We start from the raw sequence: 21,479 nt of genomic DNA on the forward strand, positions 1-21,479 counted from the left end.
CCTGGCGTTCGAACGCTGGCCCCATGAGGCTTGAAGGGCTGGGCATGCCGCTTTTCGTGCGTTCTTGCCCGACACCATGAAGGCAATCCGTGCCGCCACCAGGTGATCCACGCGTGGCACCGCGCCGGTGGCCCCCCAACTGCCTTCATGGTGCGCCCCGGTGACCACCGTCACCATCCGCGCAGTCCCTCGTTGATCCCCCCAGACGGGAGGGACCTCGTGCCGAACATTCACTCGACCAGCACGGCCGACAGCAGGCTCAGCGTGACGAGCAGGCTGCGGTCCGGCGTGGTCGTCATCGCCCTCGCTGCGCTCCTCGCGACGGCCCTGACCTCGTGCGGTGCCGACGAGAAGGACAAGCGCTCCCGCAGCGCCCCGGTCGACCTCGCCACCCTCGTGGCCTCGACCACGCACGCGAAGCTGCCCCGCGCCCCGAAGGACGCCCACCCGCTCGAGGCCACGGACGGCGACGTCGTCCACCCTCGCCGCGTGCTGGCCGTCTACGCCGCTCCCGGCCGCCGCCCCTTCGCCAAGGTGACGCCCCAGCAGATGAACGACACCTGGCTCCCGGTGATCGACCAGCGTCGAGGCTGGACCCAGGTGCTGCTCCCCTCCCGCCCCAACGGCTCCACCGGATGGCTGAGGACCGCGCAGCTCGAGCAGCGGCAGACGCCGTACCTCGTGCGCGTGCACCTGGGATCGCGGCAGCTCGAGCTGGTCCGCGACGGGGACGTGATCGGCACGTGGAGCGTCGCCGTGGGAGCGCCGGAGACCCCCACCCCGACAGGTCGCACCTTCCTGCTCGGCTCGGTCGTCGACACCAACCAGGGCTACTCCCCGCTGATCCTCCCGCTGGGGTCGCACAGCGACACCCTCGACTCCTACGGCGGCGGTCCCGGGACCGTCGCCCTGCACGGCTGGCCGGACGCGTCGGTGTTCGGCCAGGCGATCAGCCACGGCTGCGTACGCGTCCCGGCCGACGCCCTCGAACAGCTCCGCCTGGTGCCCCTGGGCTCCCTCGTCATCGTCGATCAGAACTAGCTCGGAGGAACAATGAGAACCTCGATCAAGACCACCGCCGTCTGCACCGCCCTGGCCACCGCGGCGCTGCTGGTCGTCACGGCCACGACCGCCAGCGGTGAGGGCCAGTCGGGTTCGTCGGCCTTCGGCGTGTCCGCCGGCGGGACGCCGGGCCAGCCGGCGATCGAGTCCGACGGCAGCCAGGAGCAGACCGGCGGGGGCCAGCTCCCCGCGCAGCTCGGCCCCCTGGCCTCCGGGGGCGTGCTCGCACTGAGCGCCGGCAACGACCGCGCCACCGCCGCCGTCACCGACCTCACCCTCGGCAGCGCGGTGGCCCAGCTGCCGCAGGAGCTCAAGGACGGGCTCGCCACCCTCAACCAGGCGTGCACGGCCGTGGAGCAGGCGACCGACGTCAACCAGGTGATCGACCCGCTCAACGCCGCGCTGGCCCAGGTCCCGGGGGTGAGTGAGGTCGTCGAGGTGCCGACGGCCGAGGCCGCCGCCGCGTTCTGCAACGGCCTGCTGGACACCGACCTGCTGTCCCTGGCCAAGGTCGGAACCCTCCAGAGCGAGTGCACCGACATGACCGGGACCGTCACCCTGACCGACGTCGAGGTGCTCGGTGCGCCGCAGCCCCTGCTCGTCGGCCAGGTCGCCCCGGAGACGCAGCTGCTGCCCCCGGAGCTCGCCGCCGTTGCGACGATCACCCTCAACCACCAGGTCGTCGACAGGGAGAACTTCACCGTCCAGGGCCTGCGGCTGGAGGTGGGCGGCCAGGAGGTGGCCGTGCTGGCCTCCGCGACCTGCGGCGGCCCGATCGCGGCCGCTCCTGTGGCCGAGCCCGAGGAGGACACGTCCAACCAGGCACCGGTGCCCACGCCGGTGAAGACGTCGGTGCCGGTCACCGGCTGAAGACCGACGGCTCTCGTCCTGCCCGACCGGGTCGGGCAGGACCGTAGGCTCTGCGTCGTGCCGCCCATCGACGACTCGACGCGTCCCCGCGTGGCGGGCTCGGTCGACCTGACACCGCGGCAGCGCCTCGCCGGTGACCACCTGCGGATGATCCACGACCACTTCCGCCAGCAGCTCGCCCAGCTCACGAGCGCCGTCGTCGAGCTGCGGGACGGCACGGGCGACGTCGGGGTCGTGCGCGAGAGCCTGCACCAGCTGGCGCCGGCGCTCACCGCGCAGCAGGTCTCCGGGCTGTGCCACCAGGTCTGCCGGTTCCTCACGATGCACCACACCATCGAGGACCAGAGCATGTTCCCGGCAGTGGCGACGCTGGAGGAGTACGCGCCGGTGGCGACGCGGCTGGCAGAGGAGCACGTCGTCATCCACGCCCACCTCGAACGTGTCGACGAGCTCGCCCTGGCCGTACGCACGGACTCCTCGCGGGTCGTCGAGCTGGTCACTGCCGTCGCAGAACTGCGTCGCGACCTCGAGTCGCACTTCTCCTACGAGGAGACCGAGATGACCGAGCCGCTCGGGCTGCTGGGACTCGGCATCTGACGACGGCGTTCTGCCCTGAGCAGAAACAGTGGGGAAGGACCGCCCGCGCTCGCTAGGTTCGAGCGCATGGGCGAGATCCTGCGGTTCCCCGGACGTGACCACCCGGCCCCGGCGAGTGCACCCGAGCCGCTCTGGCGCGAGCTGGTGGGCCGGGAGCTGCACCTCGAGCGCACCCGACGCGGCGAGCGCCTCGTCGACGTCGCGGAGCGGGCCGGGGTCTCGATGCAGTACCTCTCGGAGGTGGAGCGCGGACTCAAGGACCCCTCCTCGGAGATGCTCCACGCGATCGCCGGGTCACTGGACCTGACGGTCCGCGAGCTCGCCGGGCGCGTCAACGCGTACGACGCTCTGTGCCTCGCGGCCTGAGTCAGCCGAACGCGCGGCCCTGCTCGGTGTAGACGGTGTCCACGATCCCGTAGTCGACGGCCTCGGAGCCCGACAGGACGAGGGTGCGGTCGGTGTCCTGACGTACCTGCTCGCTCGAGCGACCCGTGTGCCGGGCCAGGATCTCCTCGAGCTGCAGGCGGACCCGCGCGACCTCGTCGGCCTCGAGGATGAGGTCCGGGATGGTGCCCCGACCCTGGGTCGCGGGCTGGTGGAGGACGACCCGGCCGTGCGGCAGGATCGCGCGGCTCCCCGGCGCTCCACCCGCGAGCAGCACGGCGGCGGTCCAGGCGGCCTGGCCCACGCAGACCGTCTCGACGGCGGGACGGACGAACTGCATGGCGTCGTACACCGCGAGCATGGCCGAGATCGAGCCGCCGGGTGAGTTGATGTAGAGACTGATGGGGAGCTCGGAGTTCTCCGAGGACAGGTGGAGCAGCTGGGCGATGACGGCGTTGGCGACACCGTCGTCGATCTCGGTGCCGAGGTAGATGATCCGCTCGGACAGGAGCCGGGAGTAGAGGTCGAGGGTGCGCTCGCCCCGCGGCGTCTGCTGGACGACGTACGGGATCGTGTAGCTGCTCATCGCACACCTGCCAGGCCGATGCTGTGCTGCCGACCGGGGGTGACGTGGTCGACGGTGCTGATCAGCTGGTCGACGAAGCCGTAGTCGAGCGCCTGCTCCGCGCTGAACCACCGGTCGCGACGCGAGTCGCGCTCGACGGTGTCGCGGTCCTGACCGGTGTGCTGCGAGATCAGCCCGAGGACGGTGTCGCGGGTGTGCCGCAGGTCGTCGGCCTGGATCTCGATGTCCACCGCCGTTCCGCCGATGCCGGCCGAGCCCTGGTGGAGAAGCACGCGGGAGTGGGGCAGCGCGTACCTCTTCCCGGGCGTGCCGGCGGACAGCAGGAACTGCCCCGCGCTCGCGGCCATCCCCATCGCCACGGTGGTGACGTCGTTGGGGATCAGTCGCATCACGTCGTGGATCGCCAGCATCGCCGACACGGAGCCACCCGGAGAGTTGATCCAGAGGCTGATGTCGGCGCGCGGGTCCTCGGCGGAGAGCAGCAGCAGCTGGTGCATCAGCCGGTTGCCGTTGCCCTCCCGCAGCTCCTCGCCCAGCACGATGATGCGGTCGTGCATCAGGCGTCGGACGAGCTCGTCCTCGATGCGTTCGGAAGTCGTGGTCATGGAGCCAGCGTGACCGGCGTACGCCGCCTGTCACAGGGCGTTCTGCCGACCGCGGAACCGCCCGGAGCGGAGCGGGTCCGCGGCCGGCTCAGTACCCCTCGATCCGCATGACCGCTCCCGAGAACGTGACGACGTACGCCACTCCGTCGACGAGCTCGAGCGACGTGGGCCGATCGAGGCGCCCCACCACGGTGCGGAAGGTGCCGTCCGGCTGGACGACGACGATCTCGCCCGTCCTCGGCTTGGCCGGGAACCCTTCGTTCGCATCGGTCGGCTCCAGGTTCCAGTAGCCCTGCAGCAGCCCGTAGAGCTGGCCCTGGTCGTGCTCGACATCCAGGACCAGGCCACGGTTGCCTGCGTAGTCCCGGCCCCACCTGCCGATGACCTTCACCGATCCGTCGGGTCGCACCCAGTTGACCTTGGAGGTGGACGGGACGTGCGGGATCGGCCCCGCCGTCGAGAGGTAGACCTTGCCGCCGGCCACCTCGAGCCCGAGGGGGACCCGGTCGGTGCTGCCGAACCCCACCAGCTCGCGGATCCGCCCCGTGGGACCGACGCGGATCACTCGCGCCAGGTGCGCATCAGTGACGAGGAAGCCCTGGCGCCACACCTGCATCGAGTAGTGGACGCCCTGCGAGACAAACCAGTCGGGGTCCTTGGGCGGGTGATTCGTCGACCAGGTGCCCAGGTCGGCGAACACGGCGAACCTGCCGTTGCCCTTGAGGCGGTAGATCCCCATGACGTCGTCGGGGCCTCCGACGGAGGCCCCCGCCACACTGACCAGCACGTACGCCCGGTCACCGAGGAAGGCGACGTCCATCGCAGCACCGATGTCGATGAACCTGGGTGGCAGGCCCCGGCCGACCACCTTCGCCGCGCCCGTCGTCGGATCGATCCGGATGAGCGTGCCCTTGATCCCGTTGGTGACGTAGACGGCGCCGTCGGGTCCGATCGCGCTCCCTGACCCGTAGCCGCTGAGGGCTGCGTCGTTGAGCACGGTGACGGCCGGAGCCGTCCTTGCTGGAGCCTGGGCCTGCACATGGAGGCCCGGCAGCACGAATGCGATCGCCATCGTTGTGGCGAGCGCGGTGAATCCACGACGCGTCATGATCACTCCGCCTGTCATCCGCGGCCGAGTGGCTGTCGCGCGCCCGGTCGAATCGTCCGCCCCGACCGTCTTTCGATGTTGCTCCCGCACCTCTGCCCCGTCAAGGGCGAGCACGCGGGCCCGTCCACTGGTCTGGACGGCTGGTCTCCCGGGCTCCCGGGCGGAACGGCCGCGATCAGCGGTCGAGCAGCGGCCGGCCCGGGTCCCAGGTCGTGCCGTCGCGCTCGTCCTGCCGCCTGCGGGCGATTGCGGACAGGGCTTCGAGAACGACCCGGTTGGCCAGCGCAGCCGTGATGTCGGCGTGGTCGTAGGGCGGGCTCACCTCGACGACGTCGATCCCGACGACGGGCAGCTCGAGGCAGATGCGGCGTACGGCGTCGAGCAGCTCGCGTGCCGACAGGCCACCGGGCTCCGGCGTGCCCGTGCCCGGCGCGTGGCCGGGGTCGCAGACGTCGATGTCGACGGAGAGGAAGACGCCGTCGCACTCGTCGGTCGCGATGGTGAACGCCTCGGTGAGGCACGCGGCGAGCCCGCGGTGCACGATCTCGGTCATCTCGTAGGACCGCATCTTCTCCGCGGCCATCCAGTCGAGCGTCTCGGGACCGGGCCAGTAGCCGCGCAGCCCGACCTGGAGGAAGCGGTCGCCGCGCAGCGCGCCCGACTCGATCAGCCGGCGCATCGGCTGCCCGTGACCCCACAGCGAGCCGAACTCGATGTCCCCGGTGTCCGCGTGCGCGTCGAAGTGGATCATCGAGACCCGCCCGTGACCGAGCACGTTGGCGACCCCCTTGGCGTCGGGGAAGGCGATGGAGTGGTCCCCGCCGAGGACGACCGGGATCGCACCGGCGCGCGCCACCTTCTCGACGGCCACCTCCAGGACGCCGAGGGCCTTCTCGATGTCGCCGGGCGGCATCTCGACGTCACCGGCATCCACCACGCGGAGGTCCTGCAGACCGTCGGTGCGCAGCGCGAGCGAGGGTCGCGACCCGTCGTGCGGGAGGTAGTCGGTCATCCGGATCGCCTGCGGCCCGAACCGGGTGCCGGGTCGGTGGGAGGTGCCACCGTCGAACGGAGCACCGAGCACGACGACGTCGGCCCCGGCGTAGGACGCCGGGTCGTCGAGGTCGCAGGCGGGCACGCCCAGGAAGGTGATGTCGGGACCGAACTGAGCGCCGTAGCGAGCCATGGCCAGACTCTAGGGGAGACGCGTCTTGACATTAGTACGAGTCTCGTACTTAATAGTGACGTGGCTCTCATCGTCGGCATCGACTCCTCGACCCAGTCGACGAAGGCGGTGCTCGTCGACGCGGACGACGGCCGGATCGTCGAGACGCGTACGGCACCGCACCCCGGTGGCACCGAGGTCGACCCCCGCGCCTGGCTGGATGCGGTCGACACCGCGACCGAGGGCCTGCTGGAGCGGGCCGCCGCCGTGTCGGTGGCAGGTCAGCAGCACGGCATGGTCGCGCTCGACGAGGCCGGTGTCCCGGTCCGCGACGCCCTGCTGTGGAACGACACCCGGTCGGCCGGCACGGCCCGCGACCTCATCGACGAGATGGGCGGACCGCAGGCCTGCGCTGACGCGATCGGCAGCGTCCTGGTCGCCTCCTTCACCTCCACCAAGCTGCGCTGGCTGCGCGACCACGAGCCCGACCACGCCGCCCGGGTCGCGCGTGTGCTGCTCCCACACGACTACGTCTCCCTGCACCTGGCCGCGCCCGGCACCGACGCGTTCACCGACCGCGGTGACGCCTCGGGCACCGGCTACTTCGCCACCGCCGAGGACCACTGGCGCCCCGACCTGCTCGAGCTCGCCCTCGGCCACGCCGCCGCACTCCCGCGGATCGTGGGCCCGGGCGAGGCCGCGGCGCAGGGCGCCGGCGGCGCGGTCATCGCCGGCGGCACCGGCGACAACATGGGCGCGGCCCTCGGCATGGCCCTCGAGCCCGGCGACGTGCTGGTCTCGGTCGGCACGTCCGGCGTCGCCTCGGCGATCAGCGCCACCCCGGTGGCCGACGGGACCGGCGTGGTGACTGGCTTCGCCGACGCGAGCGGTCACTTCCTGCCCATGGTCACCACGATGAACGCCGCCGGGATCCTCGACCTCCAGGCCCGCTGGCTCGGCGTCGACCACGACGGCCTGGCCGAGCTGGCCCTGCAGTCCGGGCCCGGCGCGGGCGGTGTCACCCTCCTGCCCTACTACGGCGGCGAGCGCACGCCCAACCGTCCCGACGCGGCCGGCACCTGGACCGGGCTCACCCCCGCCACGACCCGCGCCGACCTGGCGCGCGCGGCGTACGAAGCCCTCCTCTGCTCCCTCGCCGACGCGGTCGACCGCCTGGTCGCCGCCACCGGCGTCCAGCCCCGCCGGGTGCTGATGGTCGGCGGTGCGACGAAGAGTGCCGCCCTGCGCGCCCTGGCCCCCGCGGTCCTCGGCTGTCCCGTCGTGCTGCCGCCGGCAGGCGAGTACGTCGCCCTCGGCGCAGCCCGGCAGGCCGCCTGGGCGCTGGCCGGATCCGCGCAGCCGCCGACCTGGCCGGCTCCGGAGACGACGGTCCTCGAGGCCGACCCCACCCCCCACGTCCGCGAGGTCTACGCAGACCTGCGCGAGCGCACCTCCCAGTGGACCCCCTCCGGGTCCACCCGGCCCACCCTCGGCACCCACCACCCGGAAGGCACCCCATGAGCACCCAGATCCCCAGCCCCACCCCCGAGGACAAGTTCTCCTTCGGCCTCTGGACCGTCGGCTGGCAGGGCGTCGACCCGTTCGGCGGCGCCACCCGCCCGCCGATGGACACCGTCCACTCGCTCGAGAAGCTCGCCGAGCTCGGTGCGTACGGCGTGAACTTCCACGACGACGACGTCATCCCGTTCGGCAGCGACGACGCCACGCGCGAGCAGATCATCGACCGCTTCAAGAAGGGCCTCGCCGACACCGGCCTCGTGGTCACCACGGCGACGACCAACCTCTTCAGCCACCCGGTCTTCAAGTCCGGCGGCTTCACCAACAACGACCGCGACATCCGCCGCTTCGCGCTGCGCAAGGTGATGCGCAACATCGACCTCGCCGCCGAGCTCGGCGCGCAGGTCTACGTCGCCTGGGGCGGCCGCGAGGGTGCCGAGTACGGCGCCTCGCAGGACACCCGCGTCGCGCTGGACCGGATGAAGGAGGCCTTCGACCTGCTCGGTGACTACGTGACCGAGAAGGGCTACGACATGCGGTTCGCGATCGAGCCCAAGCCCAACGAGCCCCGCGGCGACATCCTGCTCCCGACGATCGGCCACGCCCTGGCCTTCATCGAGCGCCTCGAGCGCCCCGAGCTGGTCGGCGTGAACCCGGAGATCGGGCACGAGGAGATGGCCGGCATGAACGCCGCCGCCGGCTACGCCCAGGCCATGTGGCAGGGCAAGCTCTTCCACATCGACCTCAACGGCCAGAACGGCCCGAAGTACGACCAGGACCTCCGCTTCGGCGCCGGCAACGTGCGCGGCGCCTTCTGGGTCGTCGACGCGCTGCTCGCCGGCGGCTACGACGGTCCCGTGCACTTCGACTTCAAGCCGACCCGCACCGAGGACGAGGACGGCGTGTGGGTCTCGGCCGCGGCCAACATGCGCAACTACCTCATCCTGCGGGAGAAGGTGAAGGCGTTCCGAGCCGACCCCGAGGTGCAGGCCGCCCTCGAGGCCGCCAAGGTCCCCGAGCTGGAGATCAGCACGGTCGGTGCCGACGAGGGTTGGCAGGGCCTGCTCGACGCCGAGCTGCTCGACCCCGAGGTCATGGCCCAGCGTGGCGGTGGCTTCGAGCTGCTCGACCAGCTCGCCCTCGAGCACCTGTACGGCGTCCGCTGACCGTGCAGCGCCCCACCGGCAGCACGGAGGGGTTGCGGCGCTCCAACACCGGCGCCGTCCTCCGCGCCCTGCGCCGGCTCGGCCCGTCCACGCGGGTCGAGCTGGCGAAGGACACCGGCCTCGCGAAGGCGACGGTCGGGGTGATCGTCGCGGACCTCGAGGCGGCCGGCGCGGTCGCCGAGGAGGGCTCGCGCCCGGGCGTGCGCGGTCGGCCCGGACGGCCGGTGGCGCTCCGCGGGGAACGCTTCGTCACGCTCGGCCTGGAGCTCAACGTCGACTACGTCTCGGCCGTCGTGCTCGACCTCGCCGGCGACGTCGTGTCGAGCTCCAGCCGCCCGGGCGGCACCACTGCCGACCTCCGCGAGCTGGCCGGCACCGCCCTGGCGGAGCACGTCGGCACCGACAGCACCCTCGTCGGCGCGATGCTCGCCGTGCCGGGTCTCGTCCGGGGCGACAACCGCACCGTGGCGTGGGCGCCCAACCTCCACGTGACCTGGCCGGACGTCGCCGACACCCTGGGCTCCCTGGTGCCGGGCCGGCGGATCGAGGTCAGCAACGACGCCAACTGTGCGGCGTACGCCGAGTCGCACCACGGCGCCGCCACGGGTGCGGCCCATGCGCTCTACCTCACCGGCACGGTCGGCATCGGCGCCGGCATCGTCCAGGACGGCGAGGTCATGCGCGGCGGAGCGGGCTTCGCCGGCGAGGTCGGACACATGCCCGTGGGTGACTCCACCGCGCTCTGCGGGTGTGGGCGCCGGGGCTGCTGGGAGGCGTCCATCGGCCTCCACGCGATGCTCGCCGCCGTCGCGATGACCGAGCTCGACACCCCCCTCCGCACCGCCGAGGCGGTGGCCGCGCGCGCCCTCACCGACGCGGGCGTCCGGTCCGGGCTCGAGCGGGTCGGGCGCGACGTGGGTCTCGGGATCGCCATGCTGAGCAGCGTCCTCGACCCCGAGGTGGTCGTCCTCGGCGGCTACTTCGCCCCGCTCGGCGACCTCGTGCTGGAGCCCGCCCGACGTACGCTCGACGAGCGCCTCGCCTCGGCCGTGCAGGTGCGTCCGGACCTGCGGACCAGCACCCTCGGCATCCAGGCCGCGGCGCTCGGCGCCGCGGAGCAGTCCTTCGGGCCGGTCTTCGCCGGCGAGCGCGAGCTCACCGCCTGAGCGGAGCTCCGAGCTGGCGGCTCAGCCGGCCAACCGGCCGCGTACGTCGACGAGCGCCGCGCCGAGCGCGGCGACCGGGTCGACGAAGAGGGGCTCCAGCGCGATCTCGGCCGCGCCGAGGAGGGGTGAGTCCGACCCGAGACCGGGCAGCGCGAGGGTGACCGACTCGAGCGGCGCGGGCAGTGCGTGGTCGGCGAGGCCGGCATTCACCTCGGCGCCGACCAGCGTGTAGAGCGAGCGGAAGTAGCCGCCGAGGACGACCATCTGCGGGTTGAACAGGTTGACGATGCTCGCCAGGCCCTGGCCCAGCGCGGTGCCCGTCGCGCGCAGCGCGGGGGACGGCTTGTCGAAGCCGTCGAGGATCTCGTCGAGCTGGGCCACCTTGTCGGGCGGGCAGTTGATCGCCTCGGCGATGGCGTGCGCGCCCACCTCGGTCTCCCAGCAGCCCCGGTTGCCGCAGTGGCAGGGCCGGCCGTTGGGGTTGAAGCGCAGGTGGCCGATCTCGCCGGCGTAGCCGCCGGCCCCCTCGAGCCGGTGCCCTCCGGTGATCACGCCGGCGCCGACACCGACGTTGCCGGAGACGTAGATGAGCTCGTCGGTGTCCACCGCTGCGCCGCGCGTGTGCTCGGCGAGCGCACCCAGGTCGGCGTCGTTGGCGAGCGAGACCGGGACGTCGAGACCGAGGGCGGCCAGCACGATGCCGCCGAAGGAGACGTCGTGCCACTCGAGGTTGGGGGCGAGCCTGATCAGGCCGTCGCTACGACGGACCAGTCCGGGCACGCTGATCCCGATGCCGACGAGGGCAGCGGTGATCGGCGCGTCCTCCACGACGGTGCGGATCAGTGCGGCCACCGAAGCCCCCACCTGCCAGGCCTCCCCGTGGCTGTGGACGGGTGCCTGCGCCCGTTGCAGGACCCGGCCACCGAGCCCGACCCGGGCCACGACAGCCCGGTCCACGCCCAGGTCGACCGCGATGACGTAGGGCCCGTCCTCGGCGATCCGGACCCCCGCCGACGGGCGGCCCGCCCCCTGGCGGGCCCCCTCGGGCGGGGTGGCCCGCTCGGAGATCCCCAGCGACTCCAGCTCGCCGACCAGCCCGGCGATGGTGCTCCGGTTGAGCCCCATCAGGCTGGTCAGCTCGGCCCGGGACATCTGTCCCGCGCCGTGGACGTGGCGCAGCAGCGTCCCGAGGTTGTGGCGCCGGATGGCCTCCTGGTTGGTGCCGAGGCCCGTGCGCCGCTGCGGGCTCACGTGGTCGACCTAGACGCCGGCCGAGGAGCGACGACGGCGCGAGATCGCGTCCACGCTCGCGGCGAGGAGCAGCACGCCACCGGTGACCAGGAAGTTGATGTAGCTCGCCTGGTTGAGCAGGCCCAGTCCGTTGGGGATGGTCGCGATGACCAGGCCGCCGACGACCGCGTCGATCGCGCGACCCCGGCCACCGAACAGGCTGGTGCCACCGATGACGGCCGCACCGACGGCGTACAGCAGCTCGTTGCCGCCACCGGAGCCCGGCGAGACCTTGCCGGTGTAGGACGCCGCCAGCAGGCCGCTGATCGCGGCCATCGACGAACAGATGACGAAGGCCATGATCCGCACGCGCTGCACGTTGATGCCGGCGCGGCGCGCGGCCTCGGCGTTGCCACCGACGGCGTAGAGGTGCCGGCCGAAGCGGGTCTTGGTCAGGATGAACGTCCAGAACAGCAGGAGCGCGATGACGACCGGCGCCACCCACGGGATGCCGCTGATGTTGAAGAGCGCGGGATTGGGCGCGCGGTTGGCGCTGAGCAGCGCCGTGAGGCCCAGCACGATCACGGCGAGGACGGCGATCCGGATGATCACCAGGCCGAGGGGCTGGTGGACCAGGCCCTTGGCGGACAGCGAGCGGAAGCGCCAGAGCGACAGCGCCGCGAAGGCGGCGACGATCAGCACGGCCGCGATCCAGCCGGCGGTGATCGGGACGTTCTTGATCGAGAGCCCGCGCAGCACCGGGTCGTTGAACCGCAGCGAGCCGCCGGAGCCGATCAGCTTGAGCGGGATCGCCTGGAGGGCGAGGAAGAAGGCGAGGGTCACGACGAAGGACGGGATGCCGAGGAAGGAGACCAGCGAACCGATCGCGAGGCCGATGAGGGCACCCACCGCGACGCCGGCCAGTGTGGCCATCCACCAGGTCCAGTCGTAGTCGATCAGCATCAGCGCGATGATCGTCGCCGAGGCGCCGCCCGCGACGCCGGCCGACAGGTCGATCTCGCCCAGGAGCAGCACGAAGACGATGCCCATCGCGAGCACGATGATCGAGCCGGCCTGCACGACCAGGTTGGCCATGTTGTAGGTCGTCAGGAACCGGTCGTTGAGCGAGGCGAAGACGACGAACAGGAAGATCAGCCCGAGGATCGCCGGCAGCGAACCCATGTCGCCGCCGCGGAGGCGGTTGAGGTAGTCGCGGGCCGAGTCCCCGACGGTCGCGGCCTGGACGTTGTCGTTGTCGAAGCCACCCGCGGCCGGGGTCGGCGCGGGGGTGGACTGGGTGTCGACGGTCATGGTGAGTCTCCGGTCCTTCTCAGACGGTCGCTGTCGCAGGGTTCTCGGCGATGCCGAGGTCCCCGGAGCGTCCGGCGGTGATGAGCTCGACGATCTGGCTGTGGGTGACGTCCTTCGAGGAGACGTCCGCGGCCACCCGTCCGAGGTAGAGGGCGGTGATCCGGTCGGCGACCTCGAGGACGTCGCCCATGTTGTGGGAGATCAGCACGACGCCGAGGCCGCGGTCGGCCAGTCGACGTACGAGGTCGAGGACCTGCCGGGTCTGCGCGACACCGAGCGCTGCGGTGGGCTCGTCGAGGAGCACCACCTTGGAGTTCCACAGGACCGCCTTGGCGATCGCGACCGTCTGGCGCTGGCCGCCGGAGAGGCTTGCGACGCTCTGGCGTACGGACTTCACCGTGCGCACGGACAGGGACGCGAGGGTCTCGCGGGCCCGCGTCTCCATCGTCACCTCGTCGAGGCCGAAGCGGGAGGTCTCCTCGCGGCCGAGGAACATGTTCTCGACGATGTCGAGGTTGTCGCACAGCGCGAGGTCCTGGTAGACGACCTCGACGCCGAGGGCAGCGACGTCACGGGGACCGTGGACGTCGACCTGCTGGCCGTCGAAGAAGTAGTCGCCGCTGTCGCGGCCGTAGATGCCGGCGATGATCTTCACCAGCGTGGACTTGCCGGCCCCGTTGTCACCGACGAGTGCGGTGACCTGCCCGGGATAGACGGCGAAGTCGACGTCGTGCAGGACGTGCACCACGCCGAAGCTCTTGTTGACTCCGCGAAGCTCGAGCAGCGGTTGGTCCATGGGTCCTACTCCGATCAGCAGAATTTGTTGTGCGAGTCACGGGAGCGACGCCCGGGCCGAGGTGCGGCCCGGGCGTCGTTCCGCGGTTGTTGCAGGGATCAGCTCAGGAGATCAGGAGATCCCGGCCTCGGCGCACAGGTCGGCGAAGTCGCCGGTGCACACGTCCTCGGCCTTCTGGCCACCGTCGGAGATCACGTCACCGACGTTGTCCTTGGTGATGGCCTGCGGCTCCAGCAGGATCGACGGGACCTCGCTGTCGTCGGAGGAGTCGACCGTGGTGCCGGTGACCTCGGCGTCCTCGCCGTTGACGAGCGCGATCGCGACGTCGGCCAGCGCGCCGGCCTCCTGCGTGGCGGACTTGTAGACCGTCATGCACTGCGTGCCCGCGAGGACGTTCTGCAGGCCCTCGACGGTGGCGTCCTGGCCGGTGACCGGGACCTTCCCGTCCTGGCCAGCGCCCTCGAGGATGCTGATGGCGGCGCCACCGAGACCGTCGTTGGCGGCGAGGACGCCGTCGACCTTGCCGTCAGCGGCGGTGTAGAGCTGCTGGAAGATCGTGGCGGCTTCCTCGTTGTCCCAGTCCGGGACAGCCTGCTCGCCGACGACCGTGTAGTTGCTCATGCCGTCGAGGACGCTGTGCGCACCCTCGGCGAAGAGCGTGGCGTTGTTGTCCGTGGGCGAACCGTTGAGGAAGACGATGTTGGCCTTCTTGTCCCCGAGGCAGTCCGCGAGGCCCTGACCCTGGAGCTCCCCGACGACGGTGTTGTCGAAGGAGACGTAGTACTCCGCCGAGCCACCGAGGGTGAGGCGGTCGTAGTCGATGGTGGCGACGCCCTGCGACGCGGCCTTCTCCTGGATCGCGGCGCCCGACTCGGAGTCGAGGTTGACGATGGCCAGGACGGTGACGCCGTTGCCGATCATGGTGTCGGCGATCTGGGTCATCCGCTCGGCGTCACCCTCGGCGTTCTGGATGTCGTACTCGACACCCGCCTCGTCGAAGGCAGCCTCGAGGGCCGGACGGTCAGCGCTCTCCCAGCGCACCGAGGACTCGGTGTCGGGGAGGATGACGCCGATCTTGCCGGCTGCCGCCTCGCTGCCGCTGCCGGCGTCGCTGCCGGTGTCGTCCGAGCTGTCGTCACCGCCGCACGCCGTGAGTGCCATCGAAAGGCCGAGCAGGGGGACCAGGACCAAACTGTGCTTCCGCTTCACACGAACCGCCTCCTAGCGATTTCATCGCACGCTGACCATGGATGCTTCCGCTAGTCGTCGTGCATATGTTGTTCGGGACAACATATGGAGTGACCACGATCACGTCCATAGCGGCTCGAGGCTGTTGCCGGTTTGTTACACAAATGTTTCAGGCCACGCGGGGAATGGCGTCTCAGGTGTCTGGACCAGTGGCACTGCGCGTCCTTGGGCGACGCGTCCGCCCCGAGCGGAATGCCCGGACGCGCGCAGGCCTTGACCTCCCATGACCCTGGACGAGGCTGTCGCGGCGGTGGAGGCATCCCTGGACGACGACCGCCTGCGGGTCGACCGCCACCGCGCCCGGGAGGACGAGGCGGCGTTCCTGCTGCTGGTCCTCGACACCAGCCGTGGCCGCCTCGAGGACGACCGCCCGATCGCCAACGGTCCGCGACTGGTCGCCAAGGTCGACGGCACCGTCACCCGGCTGACACTTCCCGATGCGCTCGCACGCGCCGATCAGATGCCACTCGCCGGCGAATGAGACCTACCAGGCCCCCAGCGCCGCGAACCGCTCGCCGATGAGCTGGTGCGTGACGGAGTCGGGGTGCAGGTGGTCGGGCAGCGGGAGCCGCACCGCGTCGTCGGCGCCGTAGAGCGCCAGCCCGTCGACGTACGACAGGTGTGGGTCGCCGCGTCGCTCGACCACCCCGGCGAGGACCTCACGCACCACCTCGAGGGTCAGGGCACCGCGGGCCACGCCCGCCGGGTCCCCGGCGGCCACGAAGGCGACGCGACCCTCGGCGAGGGCAGCCATGTCCGGCGCCGTCGACCCGGGGACCGCCTCGTGGATCCCGCAGTGGATCGGGGAGACGAGTCGGATCGGGGTGTCCGGGTGCCCGTCGCGGATGGTGTCGAGGTAGCCGTGGACCGCCGGGCCGAGGGCGCGGCGCCGCACCAGGTCCTGGTTGACCACGTTGATCCCGAGCTTGAGGCTGATCAGGTCGGCAGGGGTGTCGCGGATGGTGCGCGCGACGAAGGGGTCGAGCAGCGCACTGCCGCCGAAGCCGAGGTTGACCAGGTCGAGCCCGGCCAGGCGAGCCGCGACGACGGGCCACGGCTCGGTCGGATGGGTGGCCACGGACCCGTGGCTGATCGAGCTGCCGTGGTGGACCCACCGGGGTCGGTCGTCGTCGGCGGGCGCAAGCACCGCGTCCGCGCGCAGGTCGATGAGCTCGGTCTGCTCGTCGTGGGGCAGCCAGACCTCGACGTCCTTGGTGCCCGCCGGGAGGTCGATCACCAGCATCGTCGGCTCACCCGCGGTGAAGGTGCTGGCGCCGGTCATCATGTCGACGTCGAGCACGTGGCCGCCGGGCGCCTGCAGCCGCTGGACGAGCACGCCGTCGACAAGGACGTCGTACCACCCGTCGGGTCGCGCCGGCGCACCGACGTAGCGGCGCTTGGTCGGCAGGACGTCGAGCTCGAGGTGGGTGGCATCGGTGCGCAGCGCCAGTCGTACGCCGGCCGGCTGGGCCTCGACGAGCGCGAGCTGCGGGTCGTCGGTCTGGGCGCGCGCCCAGGCGGGCAGCCGGTGGGGCAGCAGGCCGCCGTCGGTGTGCTCGAGCTCGAGCGCACCGACGACGAGGGTCGGGTCGATCATGGCTTCTCCCAGGAGCGAAGCAGGGTGTCGAGGCCGTCGAGGACGCGCTCCCACGTCTCGTCGGAGGTGGGTGCGTCGGCACGGTGGCCGAAGGCGCCCGCCGCGTCGAGGGCGGCGTAGCCGTGGAAGGTGGCGCCGAGCAGGCGGACCGCATGGGTCTCGTCGACGTCGGGGAGCGCATAGCCGCGCAGCGCGGCCCGACCGAGGTCGGCATGGCGAGGACCGGCGCTCGCGGCTGCCGTCGCGGCGTCGAGCGGCAGCCGCGTGGCGGCGTAGCGGCCGGGGTGCTCGGTGGCGTAGGACCGCCACACCCCGCCCATCGCGGCGAGCGCGGCGCGACCGCTGACCCCGGCCAGTGCGTCGGCCAGCCGGTCGGCCGTCTCCTCGAGCGCGAGGAGCGCCACCCGGATGCGTACGTCGTCGCTGCTGCGGACGTGGCTGTAGAGGCTGGGCGTGGCGACTCCGAAGCTCTTCGCGAGCGCGGTGAGGGTGACCCGGTCGAGACCGACCTCGTCGGCGAGCTCGGCGGCCGCATCGGTGACCCGGGCGCTCGAGAGTCCTGCGCGAGGCATGGCGCCCCCTTTCCTCATGACGTGAGGATCAAACCTTAGGGCATGAGGAAAAGAGTGCCTCAGTGGTGCGCGTCGTCCAGGGACAGGTCGGCCGGCACCAGGCGCCAGACCGCGTACGCCGCGAGCGCGGTCAGCACGGCGCCCACGGCCCCGACCGACGCGAAGGCCAGCACGAACGCGTCGGCCGCATCGTCGAAGGACGGCCCGCCGACGGCGCCGGCGACCGACTCGCGCACGGTGGCGCTGGCACCGTCCGGCAGCGCGGCCCGGTAGACCGCTCCGACGAGGCTGCCCAGGAACGTGATGCCGAGGACGGCACCGAGCTCGTAGGTGATCTCCTCGACAGCCGCTGCGGACCCCGCCTGGTCATCGGTGGCCGTGCCCATGATCAGCGCGGACCCGAGGCCGAGGGCGGAGGTACCGAGACCGACGACGGTGAACGCGACGGCGATCCACGGGTACGTCGCCGGGACGACGGCCAGCAGGCCGAGGCCGGCCGAGAGCACCAGCAACCCGCCGGTGAGGACGATGCGCGGACTCGTCCGGGCCGCCAGCGCGGGCGCGAACGGCGAGGCGATCATCGCGCCGAGTGCCAGCGGGAGCAGGGCGATGCCGGACTCCAGCGGGCTCCACCCTTCGACCAGCTGCAGCCACTGGCTGCCGACGAAGAGGACCGCGACCATCGCGGCGCTGCTGGCGAGGGCGGCGACCACGCCGGCCCGCAGCACCGGGTTGCCGAAGAGCCGCACGTCGAGCATCGGCCGGTCCGAGGCCAGCGCCGTCCTGACGAAGACGGCCAGCGCGAGGCCGCCGACCACGAGCAGGGCGAGGGTGGGCAACGACGGCCCGTGCTTGCCGAGCTGCTTGGCCGCGTAGACGAAGGCGGTCATGCCGCCTGCGGAGAGCAGGATGCCGGCAGCGTCGATCCGACCGGGACGCGGCGAGCGGTTCTCCCGGAGGAGCCAGGCGGCAGCAGCGATGGCGACGAGCATCAGCGGCACGTTGACCAGGAAGGCGGCGTGCCAGCTGAAGGCCTCGAGCAGCGCGCCACCGACGACCGGCCCGACCGCGGCGCCGAGGGCAGCGGTGGCGCCCCAGACACTGAGGGCGAGGGTGCGCTCACGCGGGTCGGCGAAGATCGAGCGGATGAGGGACAGGGTCGAGGGCATCACCATCGCACCGCCGATGCCGAGCAGGGCGCGGATCACGATGACGGCGGCCGCACTGTCGGCCCACAGGACCGCGACGGAGCCGGCGGCGAACACGGCGTAGCCGGTGATGAGCATCCGCTTGCGTCCCCACCGGTCACCCAGCGCGGTGATCGGCACGAGCAGTCCCGCGAGCGCGAGGGCGTACGCATCCACGACCCACAGCTGCGAGACGGACGTGAGGTGCAGCTCAGCGGCCATCTCGGGCAGCGCCACGTTGAGGATGGTCATGTCCATCACCACCACGAGCAGGCTGGCGGCGAGGACGGCGAGGGCCCACCAGCGGCGGGGGTCGGCGGCGGTCTGCGAGGAGCGCTCGTGCAGGACGGTCACGAGGGCACCACTCCGGCGAGGAGGGACGAGAGGACGAGGTGGCCGGCGTCGCGGCGGGCGACGTCGCCGATGCGGACGGCTTCGCGGGCCGCGACCAGCAGGCCGTAGATCGCATGGCCGAACCAGCGCAGGGGGAGGTCCGCGCGGAGCACCCCGCTGGCCTGGGCCGCCGCGAAGAGGACGGCCTCGCGGTCGGCGAGGGCCTGGGTGCGCTCCTCGAGCGCTGCGTTGGCGAGGATGACGTGGTCGGTCAGCGCGAACCCGAAGGCGTCGGAGTCGTCGACGTAGCCGAGCACGAGGTCCTCGAGCGCAGCGCGGATCCTGGCGGCATCGCCCGACGCGGCGACGGCCTCGACGTCGACCGCGTCGAGCCGCTGCGCCCACTGGTCGAGGGAGCGCGTGCCGAGCTCGACGAGGAGCGTCTCGCGTGAGTCGAAGTGGCGGTTGAGCGTGGCCCTGCTGACGCCGGCCGCCTCCGCGACGACCGTCATCGAGGCTCCCGGGTCGGCATTGAGGACCCGCTGGGCCGCACCCAGCACGTCGTTGCGATCAGCCATGCCCACTCCTCCGGTTGAGACAACAGTGTCTCACGTGAGACATGATTGTCTCAAACCGCTCGGTGCGACCCGTTGGGGTGACCCGTGCGCAGGGGGGCGCTGGCTAGCGTGGACGGATGCCCTCTGTCACCCGCACCTTCACCACGACCGCCCTGCCCGACGTGGCGTACGCCTACCTCGCCGACTTCACCAACGCCGAGGAGTGGGACCCGGGCACCCAGACGTGCGAGCGGACGAGTGGCGACGGTGGCGTCGGGACGTCCTATCGCAACGTGTCGAAGTTCCTCGGTCGCACGACCGAGATCATCTACACGACGGCCGAGCTCGCCCCGCCGACCCGCGTGCACCTGCGCGGCACCAACGAGCAGTTCGAGGGCCACGACATCTTCGAGATCCGGGCTGCCGGCCGTGGCTCGGAGGTCACCTACCGGGCCGACATGACCTTCTCGGGCCTGGCCAGGCTGGCCTCGCCCCTCGTGTCGGCGTACCTCCCGTTCCTCGCCAAGAAGACCGTCGACGAGCTGCGTTCGAGCCTGGACCGCCAGCGCGGCTGATCTACCGCCGCGCCACGCGGGCGGGCAGGACCACCAGCAGACCGGCGAGGACCGCGACGGCACCCGCCGCTGACCACGAGGCGGCGGCACGGTCGTAGACGACGTCCACGACCAGGAACACGATCCCGCCGAGGAGCACCGCGATCATCCCCAGCGCGGCAACGGTCAGCCGGTGCCCGGCGGAGACGAGCTCCTCCTTGACGCCGGCCCGGAAGACCCGACGGTGGATGGCCACAGGCGCCAGGGTCACGCCGACGGTCGCGAAGGCGAGCGCCAGCAGCCCGACGTACCAGCCGCGCTGGAAGGCGTCGAGGTCGGTGAACCGCGACTGGAACGGCAGCGTGGCGAGGAACCCGGCCAGCAGCTGGACTCCCGTCTGACTGACCCGGAGCTCCTGGAGCAGGTCGTTCCAGTTGCGGTCGGCCCGCTCGTCAGGCGTCTCGTCGCGATCGTCCACGGCCATCCTCCGCACCATCGTCCGCACGCTACTCAGCCACGCCCGTGGGCCCACCTCCCGACGGGTGTGCAGGCACCCACGCCGCGGGGGCGAGGCCGCCGATGTCGAGGGACGAGCCGATCGAGGCCCTGCGCCACCACTGACGCCGTTGGGCGCGTCAGCGCGGCTGATCGAGGCGGGCCAGGGCCCGCAACCACATGCGGTCGGCATCGGCCGCCGAGGTGTCGGGCAGCCGGGACTGCTCGTCCAGGAGTCGTACGACGTGCGGGGGCGGCGTCGCGCCGGCGGCCCGGGCCACGTCGACCAGGACCTTGGCGGCGGCGACCACGACCGGGCGGTGGGTGCTGATCACCGACTCGAAGACCGCGTCCTCGCCGGGACGCGACGGCACCTCCCAGGCCGAGACGACCGCGGCGCGGGCCGTGCTGATGCTCACGACGGTCCACTCGCGGCGCATCGGGGACCCTTCCGGGAGCTGGCACCGGGCCGGGTTGGCCGAGACGTCCGCCGGCAGGGCGTCGTCGAAGTCGGCCACCACGGCGGCCCACGACGACGTACGTGCGAGCTCGTCCCAGCGGTGGCGGGAGCCGGTATAGCGGTGCCCCTCCTGGAAGGTGCCGATCACGACCGGGCGCTCCGCCCGCGCCATGGACTCGTCCTCGACGGCGTGCGAGACCGCCACGAGCGCCCGCCGGCCGAGCCGCTGGACGGCCAGGTGCGGGAAGTCGCGCGCCAGCGCGGCGTGCACCGACTCGCTGGGTTCGTGCTGCTGGCGCTCACGCACCGCGTCGATCGCCATCTGCAGGGGCAGCCCCGTGGCGCGGACCTCCAGCACCTGCCGGACGAGGTCGACGTCGGCATCGGTGAAGCGACGGTGACCGGTGTCGGACCGCATGCCCGCGGGGAAGCCGAAGCGGGTGTCCCACGTGCGGAGGACGCCCGGCGTCACGCCGGTGCGCGAGGCGAGGACGCCGATGCTGAAGCCCGTGGTCGCTCCGCTCGTCATGTCGCCACCCCCTCCGGAACTGCGCAGCCGGGGGGATTGGCCGCCCGGAGATGTTGCCTGTCGGAAATACTGCCCTGTCCACAGGTCTTGCACAACCTGTGGAGATAACTTATACATGATTGTAGAGATCTGCTTCCGGATCCCCCGACTCACCAGGAGGCCCTCATGGGCACAGTCATCCTCATCAGCACGGTGGCGATCCTCGTCGCGGTCGTGGGGTGCTTCTTCATCTGGAGGCTCGACGCCGCGCGCGCCGAGGAGGTCGACCACCCCACCCCCCAGATCGTCCCCCCGCGGCACGCGCTCGGCGCCGAGCAGCGCTCGACGCAGCCCCGCTCGATCGACTCCTGATCTCGCGTCCCGTCGGCATCCCCGGCCGGCGG

24 protein-coding genes are annotated in these 21,479 nt (G+C 71.8%); 10 read left to right on the forward strand and 14 right to left on the reverse strand.

Translation table 11 applies throughout. From position 1 onward, the window contains the following. The first annotated feature begins 219 nt into the window (after positions 1-219). The 4 genes from BM127_RS19210 (at position 220) to BM127_RS19225 (ending at position 2,895) form a co-directional block, all read left to right on the forward strand. Positions 220-1,041: a L,D-transpeptidase gene (locus BM127_RS19210; RefSeq protein ID WP_231263413.1), complete on the forward strand. Its 822-nt coding sequence runs from the start codon at positions 220-222 to the stop codon at positions 1,039-1,041. 12 nt (positions 1,042-1,053) lie between these two features. Continuing rightward, positions 1,054-1,932: a hypothetical protein gene (locus BM127_RS19215; RefSeq protein WP_091201295.1), complete on the forward strand. Its 879-nt coding sequence runs from the start codon at positions 1,054-1,056 to the stop codon at positions 1,930-1,932. A 57-nt stretch (positions 1,933-1,989) separates the two neighbouring features. Continuing rightward, positions 1,990-2,529: a hemerythrin domain-containing protein gene (locus BM127_RS19220; RefSeq protein WP_091201298.1), complete on the forward strand. Its 540-nt coding sequence runs from the start codon at positions 1,990-1,992 to the stop codon at positions 2,527-2,529. Between the two features lie 66 nt (positions 2,530-2,595). Further along, entirely contained in the window at positions 2,596-2,895 is a 300-nt protein-coding gene (locus BM127_RS19225) for a helix-turn-helix domain-containing protein (protein WP_091201300.1), read from the forward strand. A gap of 1 nt (position 2,896) precedes the next feature. Here BM127_RS19225 and BM127_RS19230 read toward each other — a convergent pair whose 3' ends face one another. The 4 genes from BM127_RS19230 to speB form a co-directional block, all read right to left on the reverse strand. Further along, complete coding sequence (locus tag BM127_RS19230) at positions 2,897-3,499, reverse strand: ClpP family protease (protein WP_091201302.1); 603 nt, start codon at positions 3,497-3,499, stop codon at positions 2,897-2,899. Then, positions 3,496-4,104, reverse strand: coding sequence for a ClpP family protease (locus tag BM127_RS19235; protein WP_091201304.1), 609 nt, complete (start codon positions 4,102-4,104; stop codon positions 3,496-3,498). Before BM127_RS19235 ends, BM127_RS19230 begins: the two co-directional genes overlap by 4 nt. Positions 4,105-4,192: 88 nt before the next feature. Next, positions 4,193-5,212 carry a hypothetical protein gene (locus tag BM127_RS19240; RefSeq protein WP_139227809.1) on the reverse strand — a complete coding sequence of 340 codons (1,020 nt, stop codon included), beginning with the start codon at positions 5,210-5,212 and terminating at the stop codon, positions 4,193-4,195. 175 nt (positions 5,213-5,387) lie between these two features. Next, complete coding sequence (speB, locus tag BM127_RS19245; RefSeq protein ID WP_091201307.1) at positions 5,388-6,398, reverse strand: agmatinase; 1,011 nt, start codon at positions 6,396-6,398, stop codon at positions 5,388-5,390. Positions 6,399-6,458: 60 nt separating this feature from the next. Between speB and xylB the strand changes: the two genes are divergently transcribed. From xylB to BM127_RS19260, 3 genes are read left to right on the forward strand one after another with little or no spacing between them, the layout of a single operon-like run. Further along, positions 6,459-7,898: a xylulokinase gene (gene xylB, locus BM127_RS19250; protein ID WP_091201310.1), complete on the forward strand. Its 1,440-nt coding sequence runs from the start codon at positions 6,459-6,461 to the stop codon at positions 7,896-7,898. After that, on the forward strand, positions 7,895-9,061 hold the full coding sequence (xylA, locus tag BM127_RS19255; protein WP_091201312.1) for a xylose isomerase: 1,167 nt from the start codon (positions 7,895-7,897) through the stop codon (positions 9,059-9,061). The genes xylB and xylA overlap by 4 nt, the downstream gene beginning before the upstream one ends. Positions 9,062-9,063: 2 nt before the next feature. Continuing rightward, positions 9,064-10,227: an ROK family transcriptional regulator gene (locus tag BM127_RS19260; RefSeq protein ID WP_157829607.1), complete on the forward strand. Its 1,164-nt coding sequence runs from the start codon at positions 9,064-9,066 to the stop codon at positions 10,225-10,227. Between the two features lie 21 nt (positions 10,228-10,248). On the opposite strand, the gene BM127_RS19265 is transcribed toward BM127_RS19260, so the two are convergent. The 4 genes from BM127_RS19265 to BM127_RS19280 form a co-directional block, all read right to left on the reverse strand. Next, positions 10,249-11,478, reverse strand: coding sequence for an ROK family transcriptional regulator (locus BM127_RS19265; protein WP_091201316.1), 1,230 nt, complete (start codon positions 11,476-11,478; stop codon positions 10,249-10,251). A 9-nt stretch (positions 11,479-11,487) separates the two neighbouring features. Then, the gene (locus tag BM127_RS19270) at positions 11,488-12,768 is read right to left on the reverse strand and encodes a sugar ABC transporter permease (RefSeq protein WP_091201318.1); all 1,281 of its coding nucleotides are present in this window, start codon (positions 12,766-12,768) and stop codon (positions 11,488-11,490) included. Between the two features lie 19 nt (positions 12,769-12,787). Next, positions 12,788-13,564 carry an ATP-binding cassette domain-containing protein gene (locus tag BM127_RS19275; protein ID WP_091201320.1) on the reverse strand — a complete coding sequence of 259 codons (777 nt, stop codon included), beginning with the start codon at positions 13,562-13,564 and terminating at the stop codon, positions 12,788-12,790. 111 nt (positions 13,565-13,675) lie between these two features. Continuing rightward, entirely contained in the window at positions 13,676-14,725 is a 1,050-nt protein-coding gene (locus BM127_RS19280) for a sugar ABC transporter substrate-binding protein (protein WP_198554397.1), read from the reverse strand. A 310-nt stretch (positions 14,726-15,035) separates the two neighbouring features. Here BM127_RS19280 and BM127_RS19285 point away from each other — a divergent pair, with 310 nt between their 5' ends. Beyond that, on the forward strand, positions 15,036-15,293 hold the full coding sequence (locus BM127_RS19285; RefSeq protein ID WP_091201324.1) for a hypothetical protein: 258 nt from the start codon (positions 15,036-15,038) through the stop codon (positions 15,291-15,293). Between the two features lie 3 nt (positions 15,294-15,296). Here BM127_RS19285 and BM127_RS19290 read toward each other — a convergent pair whose 3' ends face one another. Genes BM127_RS19290 through BM127_RS19305 form a run of 4 tightly spaced genes read right to left on the reverse strand, consistent with a single transcriptional unit; the run spans position 15,297 to position 19,079 of the window. After that, on the reverse strand, positions 15,297-16,409 hold the full coding sequence (locus BM127_RS19290; protein WP_091201326.1) for an SGNH/GDSL hydrolase family protein: 1,113 nt from the start codon (positions 16,407-16,409) through the stop codon (positions 15,297-15,299). Continuing rightward, positions 16,406-16,981: a TetR/AcrR family transcriptional regulator gene (locus BM127_RS19295; RefSeq protein WP_091201328.1), complete on the reverse strand. Its 576-nt coding sequence runs from the start codon at positions 16,979-16,981 to the stop codon at positions 16,406-16,408. Before BM127_RS19295 ends, BM127_RS19290 begins: the two co-directional genes overlap by 4 nt. Before the next feature lie 59 nt (positions 16,982-17,040). Continuing rightward, positions 17,041-18,522 (reverse strand): MFS transporter, encoded by a 1,482-nt coding sequence (locus tag BM127_RS19300; protein ID WP_217642340.1) that lies wholly within the window; start codon positions 18,520-18,522, stop codon positions 17,041-17,043. Next, a complete protein-coding gene (locus BM127_RS19305; protein WP_091201330.1) occupies positions 18,519-19,079 on the reverse strand; it encodes a TetR/AcrR family transcriptional regulator in 561 nt (186 codons plus the stop codon). Before BM127_RS19305 ends, BM127_RS19300 begins: the two co-directional genes overlap by 4 nt. A 116-nt stretch (positions 19,080-19,195) precedes the next feature. Here BM127_RS19305 and BM127_RS19310 point away from each other — a divergent pair, with 116 nt between their 5' ends. Further along, positions 19,196-19,633, forward strand: a complete 438-nt coding sequence (locus BM127_RS19310; RefSeq protein ID WP_091201332.1) for an SRPBCC family protein — start codon at positions 19,196-19,198, stop codon at positions 19,631-19,633. 1 nt (position 19,634) lies between these two features. Here BM127_RS19310 and BM127_RS19315 read toward each other — a convergent pair whose 3' ends face one another. Together BM127_RS19315 and BM127_RS22420 are read right to left on the reverse strand one after the other, a co-directional pair. Then, on the reverse strand, positions 19,635-20,090 hold the full coding sequence (locus tag BM127_RS19315; RefSeq protein WP_231263412.1) for a DUF6328 family protein: 456 nt from the start codon (positions 20,088-20,090) through the stop codon (positions 19,635-19,637). Between the two features lie 157 nt (positions 20,091-20,247). Continuing rightward, positions 20,248-21,096: a DICT sensory domain-containing protein gene (locus BM127_RS22420; protein WP_175507459.1), complete on the reverse strand. Its 849-nt coding sequence runs from the start codon at positions 21,094-21,096 to the stop codon at positions 20,248-20,250. A 165-nt stretch (positions 21,097-21,261) separates the two neighbouring features. Between BM127_RS22420 and BM127_RS22425 the strand changes: the two genes are divergently transcribed. Continuing rightward, the gene (locus BM127_RS22425) at positions 21,262-21,447 is read left to right on the forward strand and encodes a hypothetical protein (RefSeq protein ID WP_101228937.1); all 186 of its coding nucleotides are present in this window, start codon (positions 21,262-21,264) and stop codon (positions 21,445-21,447) included. The last annotated feature ends 32 nt before the right edge of the window (positions 21,448-21,479 follow it).

This window comes from Nocardioides alpinus (assembly GCF_900112035.1).
GTDB lineage: Bacteria > Actinomycetota > Actinomycetes > Propionibacteriales > Nocardioidaceae > Nocardioides > Nocardioides alpinus.